Source organism: Anaeroglomus insulsum (genome assembly GCF_050689095.1).
Lineage (GTDB): Bacteria > Planctomycetota > Phycisphaerae > Sedimentisphaerales > Anaerohalosphaeraceae > Anaeroglomus > Anaeroglomus insulsum.
Map to the genome: position 1 here is coordinate 24,957 of NZ_JBOGCL010000012.1, position 20,432 is coordinate 45,388.

The following is a 20,432-nucleotide window of genomic DNA, read 5'->3' on the forward strand; positions in this document are numbered from 1 at the left end:
TGGTTTATCAACGGCCGTATAAAATAATCAGCCGTTCGACTTGTTTGCCTTCCTTAATCACTGCCGCAACCGCCGAGGTTGTGGCGTTGCCGCAGCGACTGGTAATCCGGATCGAAAAGAAATTGCTTTTAACATCAATATAGGGGGCCGCCCGATCAATGATATTCAGCTCGCCAAACATCTGATCCCGCAGATCGGCCAGCGTCTTAAACGGTTTTTCCCTGCGCAGACGAATAATTTTGTCGGCGATTTCTTCGGGCTTTCCGCCGAAGGTAAAGGCCGCTTCCAGAACCTGCCGGGGGGCGGTATTGACATTGACCCGCTGACTGCCCCACAAGGCAAGATATTTCAGGGGACTTTCATCATTGAAAGCCTTGTCCGGCAGCGGTACCGACAGGGTCTCCAGATCCAGCAAAGAACTGTGAAACAGCTTGGCAAAATCGGCGGCATGGCCCACCGCAGGACGAGCCTGCTGCTGGGTTTGCGGTTGCGGTTGAACCGCCGGCTGGGTCGTCGCCCGACGCGGGGTGGTGCGGGAGGTGGTAAACTGACGGGTCTGAGCCTGCGCCTGCTGCGGCTGGGTCGGCTGCACAGCCAGCATCACAGGCGTCGGATTCAACTGGAACACTTTGCGTTTGCCCAGTTCGTTCAACTCGGTGAACAGATTTTCCACCGTCTGCTCATCCATGGTCATCCATTCGGAAAAGTTCAGCATGGCCGCACGGGCCTGCTTGTTGACATTGATATTGCTGGTTACCGCCCAGCTTAACGGCATCTTGGCGTTTTCATCTTCGATGGTAATCGTAATCCGGCTGTCACCAATGGTCAGCTCGATCGGTTCCATGACATAGGGCCAGGGAGGACCGTATGGGCCGGGGACAATAATCTGTTCCGGATCCACATACTGAACGTCCTGCGCGGGTTCATCACCATTCGGACGATTGGGGTCGGCCTGCTGGTCCTGGCTCATGATTTTGGCAATCAGTTTGGCAAAAAGGGATGCAGTATCTTCAGAAACCTCCTCGGTTTGCTCTGCGGGCTTGAGGTACTTTTCGATCTGCTCCGGCTCTGCCGTTTCAATCCAGGCACGAATGTAGTCCAGATACTGCTCGCGAGTCAGCCAGAATAAATCGGAAAAGTCCGGGGCATCCTTGCGATCAACCAGGGAGATGGTTTTTTCGGGCATAACCGCCAGGATGTACTTCATCGCCGAATCCAGACCATAGCGGGCCTTCTGGTAGTCCATGATGTAACGCTGACGCTGACGGACCTGGGCCACCCGCACCGCCAGAATGGTCGTCGTTACCGACAGCACAACCAGCACCACCAGTGTAATCGCCAGGGCAAAGCCGGGATGATGCCGCCGCGAACAGGATTGTATGAATAAGCAGGTTTTCATCGGCTCCTCCCTGAAGATGAGGTCGATGACGAACGTGTGGACGGCGTCTTCCCGCCGGACGTGTTAGGATCAGCGTTTTCCGACATCCCGTTGGGGTCGGCGGTATCAAACGTCTTGGCGACAAATTTGTAGGCAATCGGGCGGGTCCGATCCACTGCCACCGTTCGCCAGACGATGCTTTCTTCCGGCAGATAATACGAGCCGTCCTGAAGCTGGACCAGCGGGGCAAACGAAATCCCCAGAACAATCCCATAGGGCATTTTCTGGTTCGTCCAGTTCGGAAGGGGCTCTTCGCCTTCGTCAAGGGCACCGATAAACAAATGCGTCAGGCCGGGGCAGACCGGCACAAACACTTCCAGCTTCTGGCGATCTTCGTCGGTTTTGACACCGCTGACGAGTTTGTCTTCGAGATTCAGACCGCCATGAAAGCGGTACAGAGTCAGCCGGTCTTCTTCGGGGATATAGGACGTCTGCCAGACAATACGTTCATAAACCCCAGGCGCCGGCGGCGTGCCGTTGCCGTAATAGCGGTTTTCAATGACCAACTGGGCGGAATTGTAGCCGTTTTCGAGCTTGTTGCGAATGGTGATAACCGCATCAAAGCCCGGCGATGCCAGACGGTCAATATCCTCGGCAATTTTCTGGAGAATCTCTTCAGGCAGGCCATACCTGTCCAGCCGGGCGTTAATGACAGCAGCACTGGTCCGCACCCGACCATAAATCATCATCGTCGAGGCCAGAATCATCGCCGACAACGTCAGCACCACCAGAATTTCCACAAGGGAAAAACCGATCTGTCGGGGGCGATCAAATTGTTTTAGTCCAACACTCATTGAGTCAAGAATCGAACAGCCTGTTCTCTGGTCCAACCGAATATTTCAATCAGTTTTCGAATCAATTCCTCATCCAGTGCCGTCTCGTTGGTATCGTCGGATTCTGGTTCCTTCTTTGAATCAGACTCACTTGAGGTATCCTCCGGCTTCTGGGGGTCATTCTCTTGGGGTTCTGTGCCTGACGCTATTTCCTCGGGCACAACAACATCTTTATATTTGTCATAAAATTGCATGTATTTATTATAATCCACACCCAGACGATACAGGTAATCACTTTCTTCCTGACTTAACTGCTCCAGAAAGTCATAATACCCCCCATCGAAACCATGATCGGCGATATAATCCAGCCGACGGCGATCAAGACGCTCGATGAATTCGTCATAGGCAGCCACATCAAGGTCATTTTGCTCCAGATAGGCCCGGGTCAGGGCCCGCTGCCTGGCAAGCTGCTGGCCTTCTTCAGACTCGGAATACTGCTTCATAAATTCTTCCTGACGCTTCTGCTGTTCCAGGATTTGGCGAACTTGCTGAGCGGTCAGGCCGGTCAGCCAGCAGGTCAGTTCGACGGTCTTGCGTTCGCCCGCACTGTTCGTGTAGCTGGCGGAGCTGAGGCCGCGAATCCACATCCGGTTGCTGATCGGCTCATAGAACGGCTCGACAACAAGTTCCCAGTCCATATCGGGATTGGTTTCCACGATGCCGTATTCGGTCATGTCGGAGACCGTCGTCGCCGACAGCAGTTTTTCCAGATTCTGGCGGGCAATGGAAAATGCCTGGGTCTCGGACTGCAAATCAACCATCCCCGATGTTATCCGGCTCATAACCACCAGTGCCGAACTGATGAGCATCGACAAAATAACCAGCGCCGCGGCCACTTCGACAAGAGTAAAGCCCGGCTTTCTCGATGGGTCTTGATGTCTATGCAAAACACTCATCCGACACGCTAAAAATTCTGCTTGTATTTTCCTGTTTCGATGCGGCCCGACAGCAGCAGGGAACGCAAATGACAGGATTGATTGCAACACAGCCGAAACATCCTGCTTCGGTTTTGGGTATCATCTGAAGCTGGAAGCGTCAGCTCCGTTTGGAACTCCATCACTCAGAACGGCATCTGCGACGGCTCCAGCGGCAAATACATCGCCACGTCGCCTTCGACCAGCTCAACCGGCTTGCCGGCACGATAAATCAAAATCGACCAGGGATTGCCGTCTTCATCCCGCAATACCACCTTGCCGCCGTGCTGCCAGCCGCTATGGCCGGCATAGAAGCGGGCCTCAGTAACCATCTGGCCGTCTTTGGGAAAGCGGGTGTCATCCTGGTCATCATAATAGACATAATCCAGATAAAACCGGTCGTCAAAGGTCCCGGTCTTAATAATCGCTTCTTCCTCGGGGATGCCCTCAAAATCCAGACGGCTAAACTGCCGCAAGACCCACACGCCGTCGGAAAAATTCAGCACCACCGCATAACGGCGATCGCTCTGTTGAGCAGCATGATAAGCCGACTGAAAGGCCTGAACCAGCATATAGGCCCGCTGGCGAAAGTAGCTTCTGCCGTACACCGATGAAAAGCTTATCGTGGCAATCGACAGAATCAAACCAATCAGTGCCAATCCGACAAGCAGCTCAACCAGAACCAATCCCGCAGCACAACGATATCGCCATCGCGAATTAATTCGTATCGGTGCTGTACAAGTCAGCATCATAGCCTTCGCCGCCTTCCTTGCCATCGGCGCCATAGCTGATAATCACAAAAGGCTTGCCACTTTCGGGGTTTAATTGATAGACAAAGTCGTTCTTCCAGCCGTCTTTCGGCAATGTCGTGCTTTCCAGATAACCATCCGGCGCCCAGCCCTCGACATCCGTGGGCTTTTCAATCAGCTCAATCAGCCCGGCTTCTTCAGTGGGATATCGACCTGTATCCATTTTAAAATCCACCACAGCCTGATGAAGCACTTTTAAGGATGCTTTGGTTGTGGTCACCTTGCCCACCTCGATGCGTCCAATAAAATTGCGAGCCGCAACTGCCGCCAAAAGACCGATGATGACAATGACTGCCATCACCTCCACCAGCGTAAATCCGTGAGACCTCCGATTCCATGTTTTACTTTTCATAGTCACCTCATTTCTGTATTGATGATTTTTTGGATTGCAGATTGACAAGTGCAAATCAAGAATCATCCATCGATAATCATCCATTAAAATTGTCCTGCCGAGAATTTAATCAGCGGCATCATCGTCGCATAGGCAATGACGCCAATAATCAGCGCCATCACCACAATAATCACCGGCTCAATAGCCGCACTGAGCCGCTCAATGACCAGGTCACTGGAGGCATCCAGATTCTCACTGATAATCTTGAGCATCTGTTCCAGTTCGCCGCTTTTTTCGCCGACAGCCACCATATGAGCCACCGACGGGTCAATCACCCCGCTGTCGCGCAGGGGGGTGGCAATATCCGCACCAGCCAGAATCCGGTCGCGGGCCTGCTTGACCGCGTCGTTCATAATCTGGTTGCCAGTCACCTGCGAAACCACCCGCAGGCTCTCGGCCATCGACAAACCCGCCCCCAGCAATGTCGCCAGAGTCGATGCGAAACGAGACACTATCCGCTGTTTGACCAGCGGCCCAATCCCCGGCAGACTCAAAAGCAATTTATCCCGTACATAAGACCCTTTGGCGGTCTTCATTATCTTCTTATATCCCCAGCCGATACCAAACAAACCCGCCAGAATCGGGACCACCCACCAGCTGGTCAAAATTTCCGAGGTGGAAACCAGGGCCTTGGTAATCCAGGGCAAATCCTGTCCGGTTTTCGATATCTGTTCGGCAATAATCGGAATCACTTTGATGGTGATAATCAGCACAGCCCCGATCGAACCAACAATCAACAGGGCCGGATAAATCATCGCCGTCGTCATCTTGGCCTCCAGACGCTGACGTTTTTCCATAAACGCAGCCGTAGTGGCCAGACTTTTATCAAGCGTCCCGGTCACCTCGCCAACCCGCATCATACTGACATAAATCACATCGAAATACTGCCCATACTCGGTCAGCGTTTCGGCAAAAGATTCGCCGGTGACAACCCGATCACGAATGTCAGTCACGGCAACCCGCAATCCATTGTCGCCAATCTGGGTAATCAGTACCGTCAATGCGTCAGTCAGTTTGATCCCCGCCGACAGCATGGTGGACAGTTCCTTGGTAAATGCCGTCACCGCTCCGCGGGCACTTTTGCCGAACAGCGAAAACCGGCGTCTCGCTTCGCTGGCCGCCACCTCCCGAATATCGGTAGGGTGCAGCCCCTTGGCTCGAAGATGCTTGCGGGCCGCAAAGGCGCTTTCAGCCGTAATGATGCCTTTGTCGGTCTTTTTGGCGGAGTTAATGGCAATGTAACTGAATCTGGGCATTTTATATTGTATATTGTATATTGTATATTGAATTGGGTAGAGATATTGCCAATTTCACACAGCGATGTGCAAACTGGCCTGTTCGGAATTTCAATTCATTTTTGTTCATTTTACAATTTCAAATGTACAATTTAAACTCTCTATCCCGCGTCCGCCTGTGTCACGCGCAACACTTCAGCAATCGTAGTCGTGCCGGACAGCACCTTGCGGGCACCATCCATGCGCAGGGTCTGCATCCCCTGCTCAAGGGCCTTTTTCTTGATGGCTCCGGCACTTTGTCGCTGATAAATCATCTCGCGAATTTCTTCGGTCACCGTCATCAGTTCATAGATTCCGGTTCGCCCGCGATAGCCCGTCTCAAAACACTTGGCACAGCCTGCTCCGGTATAAAAATGCGTTCCATCGGCGTTTTCGGCAATTCCCAATTCCCGTAGCTCGTGCAGCGGCGGAACATAGGCCTGCTTGCAGTCCGGACAAATCCGCCGGACCAGACGCTGAGCCAGCACACAAATCAAAGACGAACTGACCAGGTACGGCTCGACGCCAAAATCCAGCAAACGGCTGACTGCACCGGCCGCATCGTTGGTATGAAGCGTCGAAAATACAAGGTGGCCTGTCAGCGACGACTGAATTGCCATGGCCGCAGTTTCCCGGTCACGGACTTCACCAACCATGATGACATCCGGGTCCTGACGCAGGATATGCCGCAGCGAATTGACAAAGGTCATGCCTTTCTTGCTGGATACCTGCATCTGACTGATGCCTTCAAGCTGGTATTCAATCGGATCTTCGACGGTCATGATATTCTTGACCTTGGAATCAATCCGGTTCAGACAGGCATACAGTGTCGTACTTTTCCCGCTGCCGGTCGGCCCGGTCACAAAAATCACACCATGCGAACGGTTAATCATCCGGTCAAAGACTTCGCGGTCTTCTTCCCAGAAGCCCAGTTCCTCCAGCGACAAAACGCCCGTGCTTTTATCCAGAATACGCAGCACCGCCCGTTCACCATAGCTGGTCGGCACGGTACTGACACGCAGGTCGATTTCACGCTGACCGACACGCACGCTGCACCGGCCATCCTGCGGCATACGTCGTTCGGCAATATCCATCCCGGCCATCACCTTGATACGCGAGATAATCAGCGACAGAACGTTGCGGTTCAGCGACAAGGTGTCATACAAAATGCCATCCACACGATACCGCACCTGAATTTTGGTTTCGTAAGGGTGAATGTGAATATCGCTGGCCCGCATCTGCAGGGCACGAAACAGAATATCATTGACCAGGCGAATCACCGGCGGGCGGTTGACCACGTCCAGCAGGTCGTCGCTGCTCTGGGCTTCATCGACCAACTGGTCAAGATTCTGCTGGTCCAGCTCCTCGGCAACTTCCTCGATGACCGTATTTTTCTGTTCGTAGGCAATATCGATCGCCGCCGTAATCGCGGCCCGCGTTGCCAGCGCCGTCCGCACCGGCCGGGCCAGCATCTTGGACACATTATCCACAATCGCCACCGCCAGCGGTGACGACACGACCACCGTCAGAGAACCATGATCCTCGGGCCGTTCCAGGCCAATCAGATAATGATGCTGGGCATAGGTGGCAGGCACCGCCTCGACAAACGACTTGGGGACATCGCTGCCGTGAATTTCGTCGATATAGTCCATCTTCAGGGCCGCAGCAAACAGCTTCAGAACCGCATCCTCGGTAAAGCTGGGGGCCATCAGCAGAAGCTGATCGACCCGCCGCTTGTCTTCGGCATGCTCGTCGAAATAACGCTTCAGTGCCCCCGCATCCAGGATGCCGGTCTGTTGGGCGGTTTGTATCAGCAGTTCTTTCATGGTTTCTCTGGGATCTTGTATCGAGTCATTGAAGTCGGTTGTTATCGAACCTCCACCGTCACTGAATGGCTCGGCGAATCGGCCTGCTTTTGCTTGAGATGTTCAATGTATTCGTCGTCTTCCAGCACTTTGCCGGGATACATCGGATTCGGTTTGAAACCAGGCAGAGCATCCAGTCCCTGGAATCGGGATTCATCTTCTTCAAACGCCCTGCGTTTTTTCTGCGAAATCCGCTCAATATCAGACATTCCCGTCAGTTCGTCGCCCGGTTTGACAATATTGGCCTTGACAAATATATACAGCTTGGACTGATTGTCCGTCTGATTGATGCCGCGGAACAAAAGACCAACCAGAGGAATATCTCCCAGAATAGGAATCTTGGTATTGGTTTTATTCTGCGTGACAGTTTCAATCCCACCCAGAATAATCGTTGCTCCCGATGGCACAATCGACCATGTCTTGACATTACTGCTGGTGGTATCCAGAGGTTTGGGGTATTCCGTATTGCCTATCTTGGTCGTCGACTCTCCGGGAATAAAGTCCGTTCGATCCAGCTCAATTTCAAGCTGCATGATTTTTTCCGAAGAAATGTGCGGCGTGATCGTCAGGGTGATGCCGGCCGTATAGTCTTTGAAGGACACATCCGTACTCTCAGAAAGCTGCCCCCCTTCCCCGGTAATCACCGAGCTTTTTTGTTCCGCCACATAAGTGACTTTCTCCGATTTAATAACGCCCTCTTCATTATCTTTGACTAAGATCGACGGACGCGCCAGAACCCGACCGTAATTCTTCTTGTCCATCAGGGTTAAAAGGGCCTGGATATTGTTATCTCCATAAAACGCTGTAAACGGATTGGTTTCAGAGCCGGAACTGAACGTACCTTCCAGTGCGGTGCCGCCCGTATTGGTCACCGCTTTGGTACCGGTAATCGGATTGGTCAGTTGTTTAAACGGCGTCGTAAGACCATATTTCTTGGAGATGACATCCAAATCCATCGTAAACTGATCATCCTTGGTAATCTCCACCAGCGTGCAATCCAGCAGCACCTGGGGACGATAGGCATCCAGTTCCTTGATTAACTCCGATATCCAGAGCTGATTTTTCTTATTGGCATAGACAATCAGCGAATTGGAGGCTTTATCCGCAATAATGCGAATACGTTCGCCCTGCAAATTCGGCAGACTCGGCGAAGGGCTGGAGGTCTGTGCGGTCTGAATCTTGGCATCCGGAGAACTGGTCGCCGTCGTCCTTGCGGCTCGTTCCTGGGTTTCGGAAATCAAATCCTCAAGCGTCGCAACCAGCTCGTCGGGCTTCTGGTTTTCCAGTTGATAGACCACATAGGGCGTGGTCACCTGTTCCAGAATCCGGTCCACATGGGAAATCACCAGTGAGACCGCCGCATGCTGACGCGGCGTGGCATGAATCAGCAGTGAATTGGTGGATTCAAGGATCGAAATCTGCGGTTCAGAAGTCACCAATTCTCTGACCGTGCCGCCCTCAGCTGTCGGCAAACTCAGAAATGCCGTCTGTTCCTGGCCGGGCTGCTGAACACCCGGCTGGGTCATTTGCCCCGGTATCGTGCGGGAAGTGCCGCTGGTAGCTCCATACGAAGAACTCATTCGCGACGTGGAACTGCTGCCGTACATCGAACCTTTGGAACTGGTTATGGAAGACACAGAGTCCTTGGAGATGATCCCCAGATCACCCAGAGTACTGACGATTTCCATCGCATCGACATTCTGAATTTCATACTCCCGGATGGTACGCTGGTCTTTCTGCTCGACGTCGATATGCTTGATGACCAGCTCAATATCTTCGTGCTGTTCAGCCGTCGCATTGACCAGCAGCGAATTGGTGTTGGGACGAATGGAAATAAACGGCTGATCCGCCCCCGTGGTGGTCTGCTGGGTAGCGGCCTGAGGGACCACCTGCTGCACCGGCTGGCCCGGTACCGTGGGCCGGCTGATGCCGGTCGCCTGCTGCGAAGACTGCTTGCTGACGCTGACTTTGGCCAGCCCCAGTTCATTGAGCACATTAATCACCTCGGCAGCATCGACATTTTTAATCTCATATTCCTTGACCCGCCGCAGGTTATACTGTTTGACATCAAGACTGTCGATCAGGTTTTCGACCATTTTAAGCTGTTCGTCATTGCCGATCATCAGGACTCGATTGGTTCGCTCATCTGCATCCAGATAAACGGTATTCTCACTTGAGCCGCTGGTGGTCACCGCCTGCGGCACAGGCTGCGGCTGTACCGGCTGGCCAGGCTGAGTCGGCTGGCCGGGCACCACTGCCGGCCGAACCGTCGGAACAGTCGCAGCCGGGCTGGTGCCGACGGTTATGTTCAGGTTCTGAAGCTGAGAGGCCAGCTTTTGAAGCCGCGGAATCAGCTCGCCAGCCTGCATATATTGAAGCTGACGATGCATAAATTTCTTCGGCCTACCCGGCACATCAATCAGCCGCAAAACCTCAGCAATTTTATCCATCCGATAGGCATAGTCCGTAATGATCATTGTATTGGTTTCCGCAATCAGGATCGGAGGCGGATTGGCCACACCGAGATTCATCTGCCGAAGAATATTGTTGGCATTGTTGACATTGATATGTTTGAGCTCAAAGACACTGCTGATAATCACATCCCCTCGCTCGATCGGTTCATCTTCCCTGCGGATCTTGGGGTCGCCGAACTGCGGCATCTGTGCCACCGGCAGAATCGTCACAAGATTGCCGCGACGGGTCATCACAAACCCCCTGTACCGCAGGACAGACTCCAGCAGGGCATAACAGTCCCGGACTTTGATTCTGCCGTCATGAATCTTGAGCATCACTTCGCCGCGTACCTGGGTGTCATCATACATATAATTCAATCCCAGCTGCTTGCCCACCAGCTCCAGGAGCTGTTTGATTTCCACCTTTTCCGGCAGCGTAATGGTCAGCTCCAGTTCCTCCTCTTCTTTGGAAATCGCCGGCGGAGTCGAAACGGACTGCTCGGCGGCAGTATCAGCAGCTTTGTCGGCAACGGCGGTCTCGATTTTCTTCGGGGTGGGTTCTGGCTGCTTGGAGGACTCCGGCTGCTGGGATTTCACAGCGGCCGCTTCCGCGTCAGCTGCTTTTTTTTCCTCTTCAGCCGCTTGTTTCATCAATTGCTCAACAATCTTTTTCAATGCCGCATCATCTTCATCCTCAGCCGGCTCAAGGTCATTGGCATCCACCGGGATCAGAGTTGACTGCCCCGCCATGGGAATAGGAGTAACGGCCAGATCAGACTCGTCGCCTTCTGGCTCCTGGTTCTCTGTCTGCGGCATTTGATTATCCGACGGCTGGGGTTCAGACAACACCGCATTGGGCTCTGCCGGACGCGACACGGGTGTAACCGGGACTTCAACGGGCTGATTCGGCTCTGCGGCTTTCACTGGCTCCGTTGCAATGGCAGCCGGCGGTGTGGCGCTGATCGTCGGATACTGAGCTTGCTGGGCTTGCCAGGCGGCCTCCACCTGGGCCATCTCAGCGGCAGGCGCCATGGCCAGAAGCTGGCCTTTATATATATCGATAATGACAGGCTTGGTACTGCCTCCTTTGGCAGGCGGATCAAGCAATGTCCCCGGCAGCAGCTTCTTGAGCTTGCTCTGAAGCTGGTTCAGCAGGGCTTTGGACTCTTGTTCGGGAATCTGGGCAAGGACTTTCATCTCAACCGGTTCTTTACGGTCTAACACTTCCATCAGATTGTAAGCCCGACTCAGCTCAGCCGCATCATCGCTGGTCAATACCACCACCGACGGCGAGTGGACATCCATCGTAACATTGATGCCAAGCTGATTCACCAATTGGACAGCCCGGGTGTTGTCTGTGTTGCGGAACCCATAGACCCGGCTGCGAAGAGCAGACTCCCCCCGCACATTCGTCGGCAGGACCGACAAAAGCACCATCCCTGCCAGTACAACCAGAATCCCCGCTATCGATCTCCGTTTCGACTGCATCCATAAACCTTTTTTCAAAACCATATACCACTCCAGGGTTGATCCTTGCCCTATATCATAAAGGGCTTTACAGGTCCTTAATTCTGCTGCCATCACACTTCGGTTGAATCCCTCTTGTGCTTCTTGAGGCCGATTCTTTCCTATTAGAGCTATCCTTAATAGACAAAAAAGAAGCCGGCTGGTTCCGGCTTTTATAACCGAGTCCTTTCGTCCCTGCGAAACACTCGTCTCGCATCATTATTTTTCGTCAAAAAACCGAAGCATCTATCCTTATTTGCAACGATTTTCTATGGCTTTTTCGCTTTTTTACCTCACCTCGTCGTTTCCGGATTTACTTGGCCTTGCTTTGAGCAGAATCAGCCGGCTTGCTGGCTTCTGCAGCGGCTTCTTTTTCAAGGTTGACTTTTTCCTGTTCCAGGATTTTCAACAGTTCAATCCAGGCCTTGTTTTCCTCCTGGCGTTCAGCCTCCGTCTGGCCTTCCCGAGCTTCTCCCATCAATTGTTTGATTCCGGCAATACTTTCATTCAAGGATTGTTTTCTGTCTTCAATGGTCGGCTCTGGCTCAGGCTGTCGGGGTTGACGGATGGGAACAACAGAGGTTGGAGTCGGGCTGGCCGTATGCGTTATACGCACGGTGCCTGTTGAATCCCTGCTGCCTGCGTCCGATAAAACCGGCCCTGCTCCTGCTGCCGGCTGGCTTGTTGCAGGCTGGGCCGCTCCCGCCGCCGGCTGTTCAGAAACCGAAGACGGCCCTCTTGCGACAGTCGTTGCTTTCTGGTCAGCTTTTAGCAGCGACTTGACAGGTGTCGGGGGGGGAACAAATAATTCTGTATCTTTTTTACCATCTTGATAGAGAACAATACTGCCCTCTTTAACCTCATGAATCGTAAATCGCCCGACCGTCTCACCCTGACGATACCATTTGTAGCCTTCCGACACCATATTCAGCAAAGCCAGAGACTTTTCAGGATGACTTTTGTATTTGGCAGTCGCTACCAAATCAAATTTGACGGTCTTCGGCGGCGGAGTAATTCCTGCCCCTTGGGGTGTTACCGGCGGCTGGGCCGGAGGCTGAGGGGTTTCAACAACCGCTTTGGGCTGTGGAGGCGGAGGGGGCGGCGGAGGCGGATCAATCCGCAGGGCAAATGCCGCGGCCTGTGTCACTAACGGAGAAACCGCATCCACTTTCTGGGCAGTGGTATTGTTAGCGGTCTTTTTCATCTGTTCGACAATCGACGGCTGTTCCAGAAAAGCCTGGACCTCGGCGTTTTGCCGCCAGCCAAAAATCATCACAAACACCACCGCCCCCACCGCCGCGATCACACTGATGAAACTGGTTATGCGTAATGTTCGTAACATATTGTTACCCCGAAAGTTACCTTCTTTTATGGCAATTCCTTGACTGCCTCGCTATCTCAATTAGACAGTTGTCAGCTCAGAAGGTTCCATTTCGGATTATTCATCCCGGAAGCATTCTCAGAGTTTAAACCACCCACTGCAGCGAACCGTCAAAGTCGGTCCATTTTTGATCTTAATATTCAATTCGTCGGTAATATATCGGCGAACAGGACCTTCCTGTTTAGGCGGTGTGATCTCAATTTCGAGACCTAAATTATCTTTATCATCTTTCTTCTGATTGAGGACCTTCATATATCCGCTTCGCGATTGGATGCTTTCGATTTCAAAGGGTTGACCATAATTATTAACAATCCAGACCTCACGTGTGATGGCGACGCCGGGTTCGGCATTCTGCAGCACAATTCGCGGCGGACGGAGCTCAAAGGCCGGCAAGGCGGTATAGCTGATCAAGACTTGTTTGGCCTGGGGGTGATCCACGCCAATTTGAATAACCCCTGTGGTAAGCTCCTGGAGCTTGGAAATATCCACTTTCGGAGAAAGAACATGCTCTGTCGCTTTCTTTCTGGAGTCGAATTCAGCCGATATGGCCTGTCCATTTGAGGTGAAACTGGTTATGGCAAACGGCACATTGTCGAGGCATTTGACCTTGATTTGTGGAATTCCAGCGTTGTCTTTGTTGAGATACAATTCAATCCGATTCGGATCGACAACCACTTTTACCTCTACCGTAGCCTTGATAACCAACTCTGCCCGTGGGTTTACAGGGTCATTACTGACAATATACAAATGTTTTGAAGTCGGGCCGGAATAAGATGGGGAATGAAAAGTAACGTCAATCACACCATTCTCACCCGGAGCATATTCTTTTTTAGTCAGTTCGGGGACCGTACAGCCGCACGTGCTTTGGATATGGTCTATCTTCAATACACCTTTGCCGGTATTTGAAAACTTATACTGACATTTGTTATACGTTTCGGGCCCAATCACTCCAAAATCATACTCGGCTTTTTCGATTTGTATTGAAGGTGCCTCTGCCGACGTCGCTGCAGGCTGAAGCTCTGGAGTAAGAGTATTAGGAGTCGGTTTATCAACCTTGCCCGGAGTGTCTGCTGCTTGAACAGTGGCTGGTTGAGATGGTGTAACCGCAGCCGACGCCGTTTCCTTTTGACAACCTGTCAGCACCAAACCAGAAACCATTATCAGGATTGTCCAAACTGAAACCAAACGTTGTGCCATAATCATTGTTTTGGTCCTCACAAAAAACATTTTTTAATATCCCTTTTTTGTCGATAAACAAGTTATATACTGTAGCATATTATAAAAGATAAACAACTTTGTTTTCGGTTCTTAACCGGATAGAACTTTACAAGAACCTGATATCTAAGTAAAATCATTGCCGTACTTTATGACGTTTTTTTAGCGGAGTTTTTTGATGACAGAATCAGGCAAAACCCTGATATCAATAGTGATACCCGTATTTAACGAGGCGGACAACATCGGCCCCCTTCATTCTGAAATTACGCAGGTTCTTAAGGGGCGGTTCAGCTATGAAATTATTTATATCGATGATGGCAGCTCCGATAACAGTCTGTCTCGCCTGATTGATATCGCCCAAAAAGACCCTAATACCCGTGTGATTCGCTTTCGCAGAAATTTTGGTCAAACTGCGGCATTAAGTGCCGGTTTTAAATATGCCAGGGGAAATATCGTTGTTCCGCTGGACGGGGACGGCCAAAATGACCCGGCTGACATTCCCGCCCTGGTCAGCAAACTGAACGAAGGGTATGACATTGTCAGCGGCTGGCGGAAAGACCGGCAGGATAATCCGATGACCCGGACGCTGCCATCCCGAATCGCCAACTGGCTGATAGGCAAAATCACCGGTGTCAAGCTGCATGATTACGGCTGTACTCTCAAGGCTTATCGGGCTGAATCCCTGGCCCCGATTCGGCTGTATGGGGAAATGCATCGGTTTATCCCCGCCCTGGCAAGCTGGGGTGGCGAGAACGTGACGGAAATGCCGGTTAACCATCGCCCCCGGACCCACGGTAAAACCAAATATGGGCTGAATCGCACTTTTAAAGTAATACTGGACCTGATCACGATTAAATTTTTGTCCTCGTTCTCGACCAAGCCGATTTATGTATTCGGAGGATTAGGCGGAGTTTGTTTTGCAGGTTCCCTTGTGGGATTTCTTGGGGTCTTATACTATAAATATATCTCCCCCGAACATCTGTCCATGAATCGGAATCCGCTGCTGATTGTGTCGCTGATTTTGATAACCACATCAGTCCAGTTTGTCCTGATGGGACTGCTGGCCGAGATCCTTGTACGAACCTATCATGAATCCCAGGACCGCCCCACCTATATCATCGACAAGATATATGGGTCAACGCCGCAGCGAGAGGAAGAAATATAACGCCTTTTTTACACAGGAATGTCTATGAGTCGGCGCAAAGCAAGACAGCCCGTCCAGCACTCTGAATCGATGTTACCCGGCTCCAAGCGATTTCCGATTTGGACTGTGGAACTGGCTGCAGTCCTGCTGCTGGCAGGAATTCCGTTCTGCTTGGGCAAGTACTTTGAATTCAATCAGCCTGATCCCTATGACGGGGGAGCATATACCTACTCGGCGTGGCATATTTATCAGGGAGCCACAATCTGGGGGGATGAAATCATCTCCGCCCAACCGGCAACGCTGCTGGTCAATTATCTCGGTGTCGCTCTGTTTGGCTTCCGTGAGCTGGGGCCGGAAATCATCCAAATGCTGCTGCAGCTGGGGGCGTTAGGACTTCTGTTCTTTACGGCACGCAGATGTTTTGGCAAAATCGCCGCACAGCTTTCAACAGCGGTCGCCTCCATTTATCTGTCAGCCCCATTGATTGCCAAATACGGCAACGTCAAAGAACAATATATGATCGCCTTTATGGTCCTGGCTGCCTGCTGTCTGATGCTGGCGGTCCAAACCCGAAAACCCTGGCTGTGGGCGGCAGCCGGAGCTTTTATAGTCTGGCCCTTTTATTTCAAGCCAACCGGTCTTTCGATTATCACCGCGGCAGGATTTTTCGTCGTACTGATCACCGTATTCCGATATCAAAGCCTTGATCAACTGGCAACCAGACTTCTTCTTCTGGCAGGCGGAGCGATTCTCGGGCTGTGTCCCCTGGTCGTGTTCTTATACCAGAAATCCGCACCCCATACCGTACAGATTCTCAAGACCACACCCGTACTGCTGATTCAACTGGCCATCGTCACCGCAGGCCTCATTCTGGCAGGAAAGATGATGTGGACGACCTGGCAGAAGTATCAACTGATCTCAAAAATCAAAACGGTTCCGGCACATTATTGGAAATCGGGTCTGGCTGCGATATGCCTGATGTATGTTCTGTGCATGACGCTGGTCCTGGTCCGGTCATGGCCGTATCGGGGCACCCAAAGACTCCATGATCTTGCCGAGTATCTCAAAGCCACCCCCCCCATCGGCGTACCCTATTGGGCTGCTACTCAAGCTCAGTCTTTCAGCCGTAAACTTTGGAAAACTCTGGGCACCAATGATATTTATTTGACCGGCAGCCGGCAATATATGGGGCTTAAGGAACAGGCCCCTATGGTGCTGCGGTATTATAAAGAGCTGAAACTGCCGATTACCCTGGCTCTGCTGTCGGTCGGCACAGCGACTGCACGGCTCCTGCTGCGATGGCGCAAACATCACAGTCGAATGCCGCTGGCACCGCAGGACTGGCTGGTGTGGTTTTTGGCGGTCTGGTGGATACTGGATATGGCCTTTGTCTGGATTAGTCCTCGCTCCTATGAGCAGTATTATCTGCCGTTATGTGCTTCCGCAGCAACGCTGGGTGGATACGCCGTCTGGCGCTGTATGATCAACTGGAACCCGGCAAGCAGTCTGCTGGGGAGATGCCTCTGTCCGGCGGCGGGGCTGGTCTTTGTTTTTATGGCCTTTCCCATCTTTGCGGGAATTACCCACAGCCCGTTTTCGGGAGAACCGTACAGCACCCCCTCGCGCGGCTATGCTCAGCTCTGGAACGAAACCAAAGCCCGTCGGCAGGGCAGAGCGATTCAGGCGTGGGAAACGCTGGCCGACTATATCAAGGCTCACACCACCCCGCAGGACACGATTTATGTCTGGGGCTGGTATCCGGGGATTTACGTCAAGGCCGGACGGCTCAGCTCATCGCCCAAGGCATTTGAATCGCATATGCATATCTATACGCCTCAGATGCTGGAAAACGAAGTCAAAGAACTTGTGAACGCGTTTGAGAAAAATCCGCCGCGGTTTATCGTGGATACGCGCAAACGCGAATTCCCCTGGAAAGTCCCGCCGCTGGAATTATGGCCCCAGGCCCCCAAAGAATTGGCGGGGGGCTATCCGGGATTTCTATCCACAGACCCGCAGACGGTACAACGGTTTGAAGCCTCGTTTTCGGCCTTTTTAAAACAACAGTATGCCGCTATTTCGCCGGAGGAATACCTGCGATTTGAAGCCATGAAGCCTCTGCGGGACTATGTGATGGGGCACTATAAGGTCATCGGGGTTTACGGCAATATGCATGTTTTATTTGAGCGCAAGCCGTCGGCAGAAAAACCATGAAGATTTTGATGCTGAATTATGAATTTCCGCCGATCGGCGGCGGCGCGGGTCATGCCCATCACTGTCTGCTGGGCGAATATGCACGCCGAGGGGATTTGCAGGTTGATGTGCTGACCAGCAGCTGCCAGGCAGGATTCATTCAGGAACAGTTCGCACCTTCCATTCGCATTTTCAAAATCGGCATTCACAAAACCAATCCGCATTATTGGCGCAAGCTGGAGGTCATCGAATGGCTTTTCAAGTCACGACGACAGTACCTGCGGCTGCTGGATGAAAACCCGTATGATTTAGTTCATGCTTTTTTTGCTTTCCCTACCGGCTGGCTGTGCTACCAGACCGCCGACCGTATTCCGTATATTCTTTCGCTGCGTGGTTCTGACGTGCCCGGCTACAATGTGCGGCTCGGACTGGATTATATCCTGCTGGGGGGGTTATTTCGCAGGATATGGAAAAAGGCTTCCCTGATTGCGGCCAACAGCACCGGGCTGCGTGATCTGGCCAGGCAGTTTATGCCGGAACTGGACATTGCCAACATCCCCAACGGGGTAGATATTCATCAGTATCATCCAAGACCCAATCCCCTGCCCGGCAGGCCGGTGAACCTGCTCAGCGTGGGACGTCTGATCAGCCGCAAACGCATTGACTGGCTGATGGATGCGGTGGGATATGCCGTCAAGCAGGGGCTGGATATCCAGCTTAATGTCGTGGGACAAGGCAACCTGCTTGGTCCACTGCAGCACAAGGCGGCAGCCATGAATTTATCCGAGCGGGTCATTTTCAAGGGCCTGGTACCACGCGATCAAATGCCTGAGCTGTACCGGGCAAACGATATCTTTGTAATGGCCAGCGAACACGAGGGGATGAGCAATGCCATGCTGGAGGCGATTGCCTCGGGCCTGCCGGTGGTTACGACCGCCTGCGAAGGGGTGGAAGAACTGATTGGTGAAAACGGCATCATCATCAATTATCCGGATATGGAGGGCTTTGCAGCAGCGATAAAGACCATTACCTCGGACACAGAAACCTATCGGGCGATGGCCCATGCGGGCCGCAAGACTGCCGAACACTTTTCCTGGTCGGCAGTGGCCGACAGCTATATCGAACAGTATCAGCGGCTTATCCATCAGCGACAGGGTACAGCCAGGGGGATTCACTGAATGTGCGGGATCGCCGGCTTTAACTGGAATCATCCTGAGCAGATCAGGCAGATGACCGATGCCATCCGACATCGCGGGCCTGATGATGCCGGGTTTTATTGCGATGAGCGGGTCAGTCTCGGTCATCGGCGGCTGTCAATTATCGACACATCCCCGCGCGGCCATCAGCCCATGCAGTTTGAGCATCTCCAGATTGTTTACAATGGCGAAGTCTATAATTATCTGGAATTGCGGAAGGAACTCGAATCGGCGGGGTACCGGTTCCATTCGGGCACCGACACGGAGGTCATCCTGCTGGCGTATCATCACTGGGGGGCCGATTGCGTCAATCGCTTTAACGGTATGTGGGCATTCTGCATTTATGATGCACAAAAAAAAATACTGCTGCTGTCCCGCGACCGGTTCGGCGTCAAGCCGCTGTATTATTATTTTGATGGAAGCCGGTTTATTTTTGCTTCGGAACTGAAGGCCATTCGGCCGCTGGTGAAATCTCTGACAATCGATACGACAGCCGTCAATTATTTCTTTTATCAGAAATACATAGGTTCCGATCGAACGATTTATCAGCAGTGTTATAAACTGAAACCAGCAGAAAATCTGATCTTTGATCTGCAGACTCGGCAACTGCACACAAGCACCTATTTCGATTTACCCGAGCGAGTGGAAACATGCCGCCAACTGGGCCTTTCAGAACGGCTGGAGGCGATAAAAAGCATTCTTCCGGACGCGGTCCGCAGACGATTGGTTGCGGATGTACCGGTGGGCAGTTTTCTGTCGGGGGGGGTGGATTCGTCGGTTATCTCCGCCATTATCGCCCGACAGCGCCAGAACTTTCAGACGTTTTCAATCGGCTTCCGGGATGAATCGTACGATGAAGTACCGTTCTCCAAACAAGTCGCTGAGTATATCCAGACACAGCACCACGTTGAATACTTAGCCATTGACGAACCGTTCATTAAGCATGTCATCAGCTGTATGGATGAACCGCTGGGAGATGCTTCGCTGCTGCCGACGGCACTGCTGTCGCAGATGACCCGCAAGTCGGTAACGGTGTCTCTTTCCGGCGATGCTGGGGATGAGGTCTTCGGGGGATATGATTCGTATAAGGCCTGGCAGCTTGCACAGTATGTCCCGGCCGGAGCAGTTCGGCTGAGCCGACCTCTGGTCAACCTGCTGCCGCCATCGGATAAAAAACTTCATCTGGCATTCAAAATACAGAAATTTGTCGAGGATTATCACGACAATCCGGAGTGGCGACATCTGAATTGGATGGCGACATTTACCGATCGTGACCGGGAAAGACTTTTGGGGCACCAGTTTGTCAGGGCCGATGCGTTTATCCATCCTGCCGGACGCAGGGATCTGACGGGGATGCAGTTGAATGATTTTGCGGGGTATTTGCCCGAAGATATCCTGAAAAAGGTGGATTTGGCATCGATGATGTATTCGCTGGAGGTACGGGTACCGTTTCTGGATTATCGGCTCGTGCCAATGGTGCTGTCGCTTCCGGATGCGTACAAAATACGGTATTTCAGGACCAAATGGCTCCTCAAACAGATAGCAGCAGAGCTGCTGCCGGCGGCAATTATTCACCGTAAAAAAAGAGGCTTCACCGTCCCGATTTCCGGATGGCTCAGGCAGTCCGAGTTGTTGGCAGAGTATCTCCGGAACCGGGCTTATTATGAGCATGGCTTTGTGCGGTATGATCATGTCTGCCAATTACTTACAGAACATTTGAACCGCCGGAAAGACCACGCCCGCCGGCTGTGGCTGATTTTTGTTTTCAACGCATGGTGGCATACGGTACACTGCGGCAGGAAGTAGCTTATGGTGTATGATCA

14 protein-coding genes are annotated in these 20,432 nt (G+C 52.3%); 4 read left to right on the plus strand and 10 right to left on the minus strand.

All coding sequences use genetic code 11. From position 1 onward, the window contains the following. Positions 1 to 7 precede the first annotated feature (7 nt). The 10 genes from ACQ9LF_RS11145 to ACQ9LF_RS11190 form a co-directional block, all read right to left on the minus strand. Entirely contained in the window at positions 8 to 1,399 is a 1,392-nt protein-coding gene (locus ACQ9LF_RS11145) for a hypothetical protein (RefSeq protein WP_462489483.1), read from the minus strand. Beyond that, entirely contained in the window at positions 1,396 to 2,232 is an 837-nt protein-coding gene (locus ACQ9LF_RS11150) for a prepilin-type N-terminal cleavage/methylation domain-containing protein (RefSeq protein ID WP_462489484.1), read from the minus strand. Before ACQ9LF_RS11150 ends, ACQ9LF_RS11145 begins: the two co-directional genes overlap by 4 nt. After that, complete coding sequence (locus ACQ9LF_RS11155; RefSeq protein ID WP_462489485.1) at positions 2,229 to 3,158, minus strand: type II secretion system protein; 930 nt, start codon at positions 3,156 to 3,158, stop codon at positions 2,229 to 2,231. Before ACQ9LF_RS11155 ends, ACQ9LF_RS11150 begins: the two co-directional genes overlap by 4 nt. Positions 3,159 to 3,331: 173 nt before the next feature. After that, a complete protein-coding gene (locus ACQ9LF_RS11160; protein WP_462489486.1) occupies positions 3,332 to 3,937 on the minus strand; it encodes a hypothetical protein in 606 nt (201 codons plus the stop codon). Next, positions 3,903 to 4,346, minus strand: coding sequence for a type II secretion system major pseudopilin GspG (gene gspG / locus ACQ9LF_RS11165; RefSeq protein WP_462489487.1), 444 nt, complete (start codon positions 4,344 to 4,346; stop codon positions 3,903 to 3,905). The genes ACQ9LF_RS11160 and gspG overlap by 35 nt, the downstream gene beginning before the upstream one ends. An 83-nt stretch (positions 4,347 to 4,429) precedes the next feature. Then, on the minus strand, positions 4,430 to 5,641 hold the full coding sequence (locus tag ACQ9LF_RS11170) for a type II secretion system F family protein (RefSeq protein WP_462489488.1): 1,212 nt from the start codon (positions 5,639 to 5,641) through the stop codon (positions 4,430 to 4,432). A gap of 140 nt (positions 5,642 to 5,781) precedes the next feature. Continuing rightward, the gene (gene gspE, locus ACQ9LF_RS11175; RefSeq protein WP_462489489.1) at positions 5,782 to 7,485 is read right to left on the minus strand and encodes a type II secretion system ATPase GspE; all 1,704 of its coding nucleotides are present in this window, start codon (positions 7,483 to 7,485) and stop codon (positions 5,782 to 5,784) included. Positions 7,486 to 7,526: 41 nt separating this feature from the next. Continuing rightward, positions 7,527 to 11,465, minus strand: a complete 3,939-nt coding sequence (locus ACQ9LF_RS11180) for a secretin N-terminal domain-containing protein (protein ID WP_462489490.1) — start codon at positions 11,463 to 11,465, stop codon at positions 7,527 to 7,529. A 331-nt stretch (positions 11,466 to 11,796) separates the two neighbouring features. Continuing rightward, positions 11,797 to 12,825, minus strand: a complete 1,029-nt coding sequence (locus ACQ9LF_RS11185; RefSeq protein ID WP_462489491.1) for a hypothetical protein — start codon at positions 12,823 to 12,825, stop codon at positions 11,797 to 11,799. 117 nt (positions 12,826 to 12,942) lie between these two features. Further along, positions 12,943 to 14,007: a DUF1573 domain-containing protein gene (locus ACQ9LF_RS11190; RefSeq protein ID WP_462489584.1), complete on the minus strand. Its 1,065-nt coding sequence runs from the start codon at positions 14,005 to 14,007 to the stop codon at positions 12,943 to 12,945. Positions 14,008 to 14,257: 250 nt separating this feature from the next. On the opposite strand from ACQ9LF_RS11190, the gene ACQ9LF_RS11195 reads away from it, so the two are divergent. From ACQ9LF_RS11195 to asnB, 4 genes are read left to right on the plus strand one after another with little or no spacing between them, the layout of a single operon-like run. Beyond that, complete coding sequence (locus ACQ9LF_RS11195) at positions 14,258 to 15,244, plus strand: glycosyltransferase family 2 protein (protein WP_462489492.1); 987 nt, start codon at positions 14,258 to 14,260, stop codon at positions 15,242 to 15,244. A 24-nt stretch (positions 15,245 to 15,268) separates the two neighbouring features. Beyond that, entirely contained in the window at positions 15,269 to 17,434 is a 2,166-nt protein-coding gene (locus ACQ9LF_RS11200) for a glycosyltransferase family 39 protein (RefSeq protein WP_462489493.1), read from the plus strand. Beyond that, complete coding sequence (locus tag ACQ9LF_RS11205) at positions 17,431 to 18,591, plus strand: glycosyltransferase (RefSeq protein ID WP_462489494.1); 1,161 nt, start codon at positions 17,431 to 17,433, stop codon at positions 18,589 to 18,591. Before ACQ9LF_RS11200 ends, ACQ9LF_RS11205 begins: the two co-directional genes overlap by 4 nt. Continuing rightward, positions 18,592 to 20,415 (plus strand): asparagine synthase (glutamine-hydrolyzing), encoded by a 1,824-nt coding sequence (asnB, locus tag ACQ9LF_RS11210; RefSeq protein ID WP_462489495.1) that lies wholly within the window; start codon positions 18,592 to 18,594, stop codon positions 20,413 to 20,415. The last annotated feature ends 17 nt before the right edge of the window (positions 20,416 to 20,432 follow it).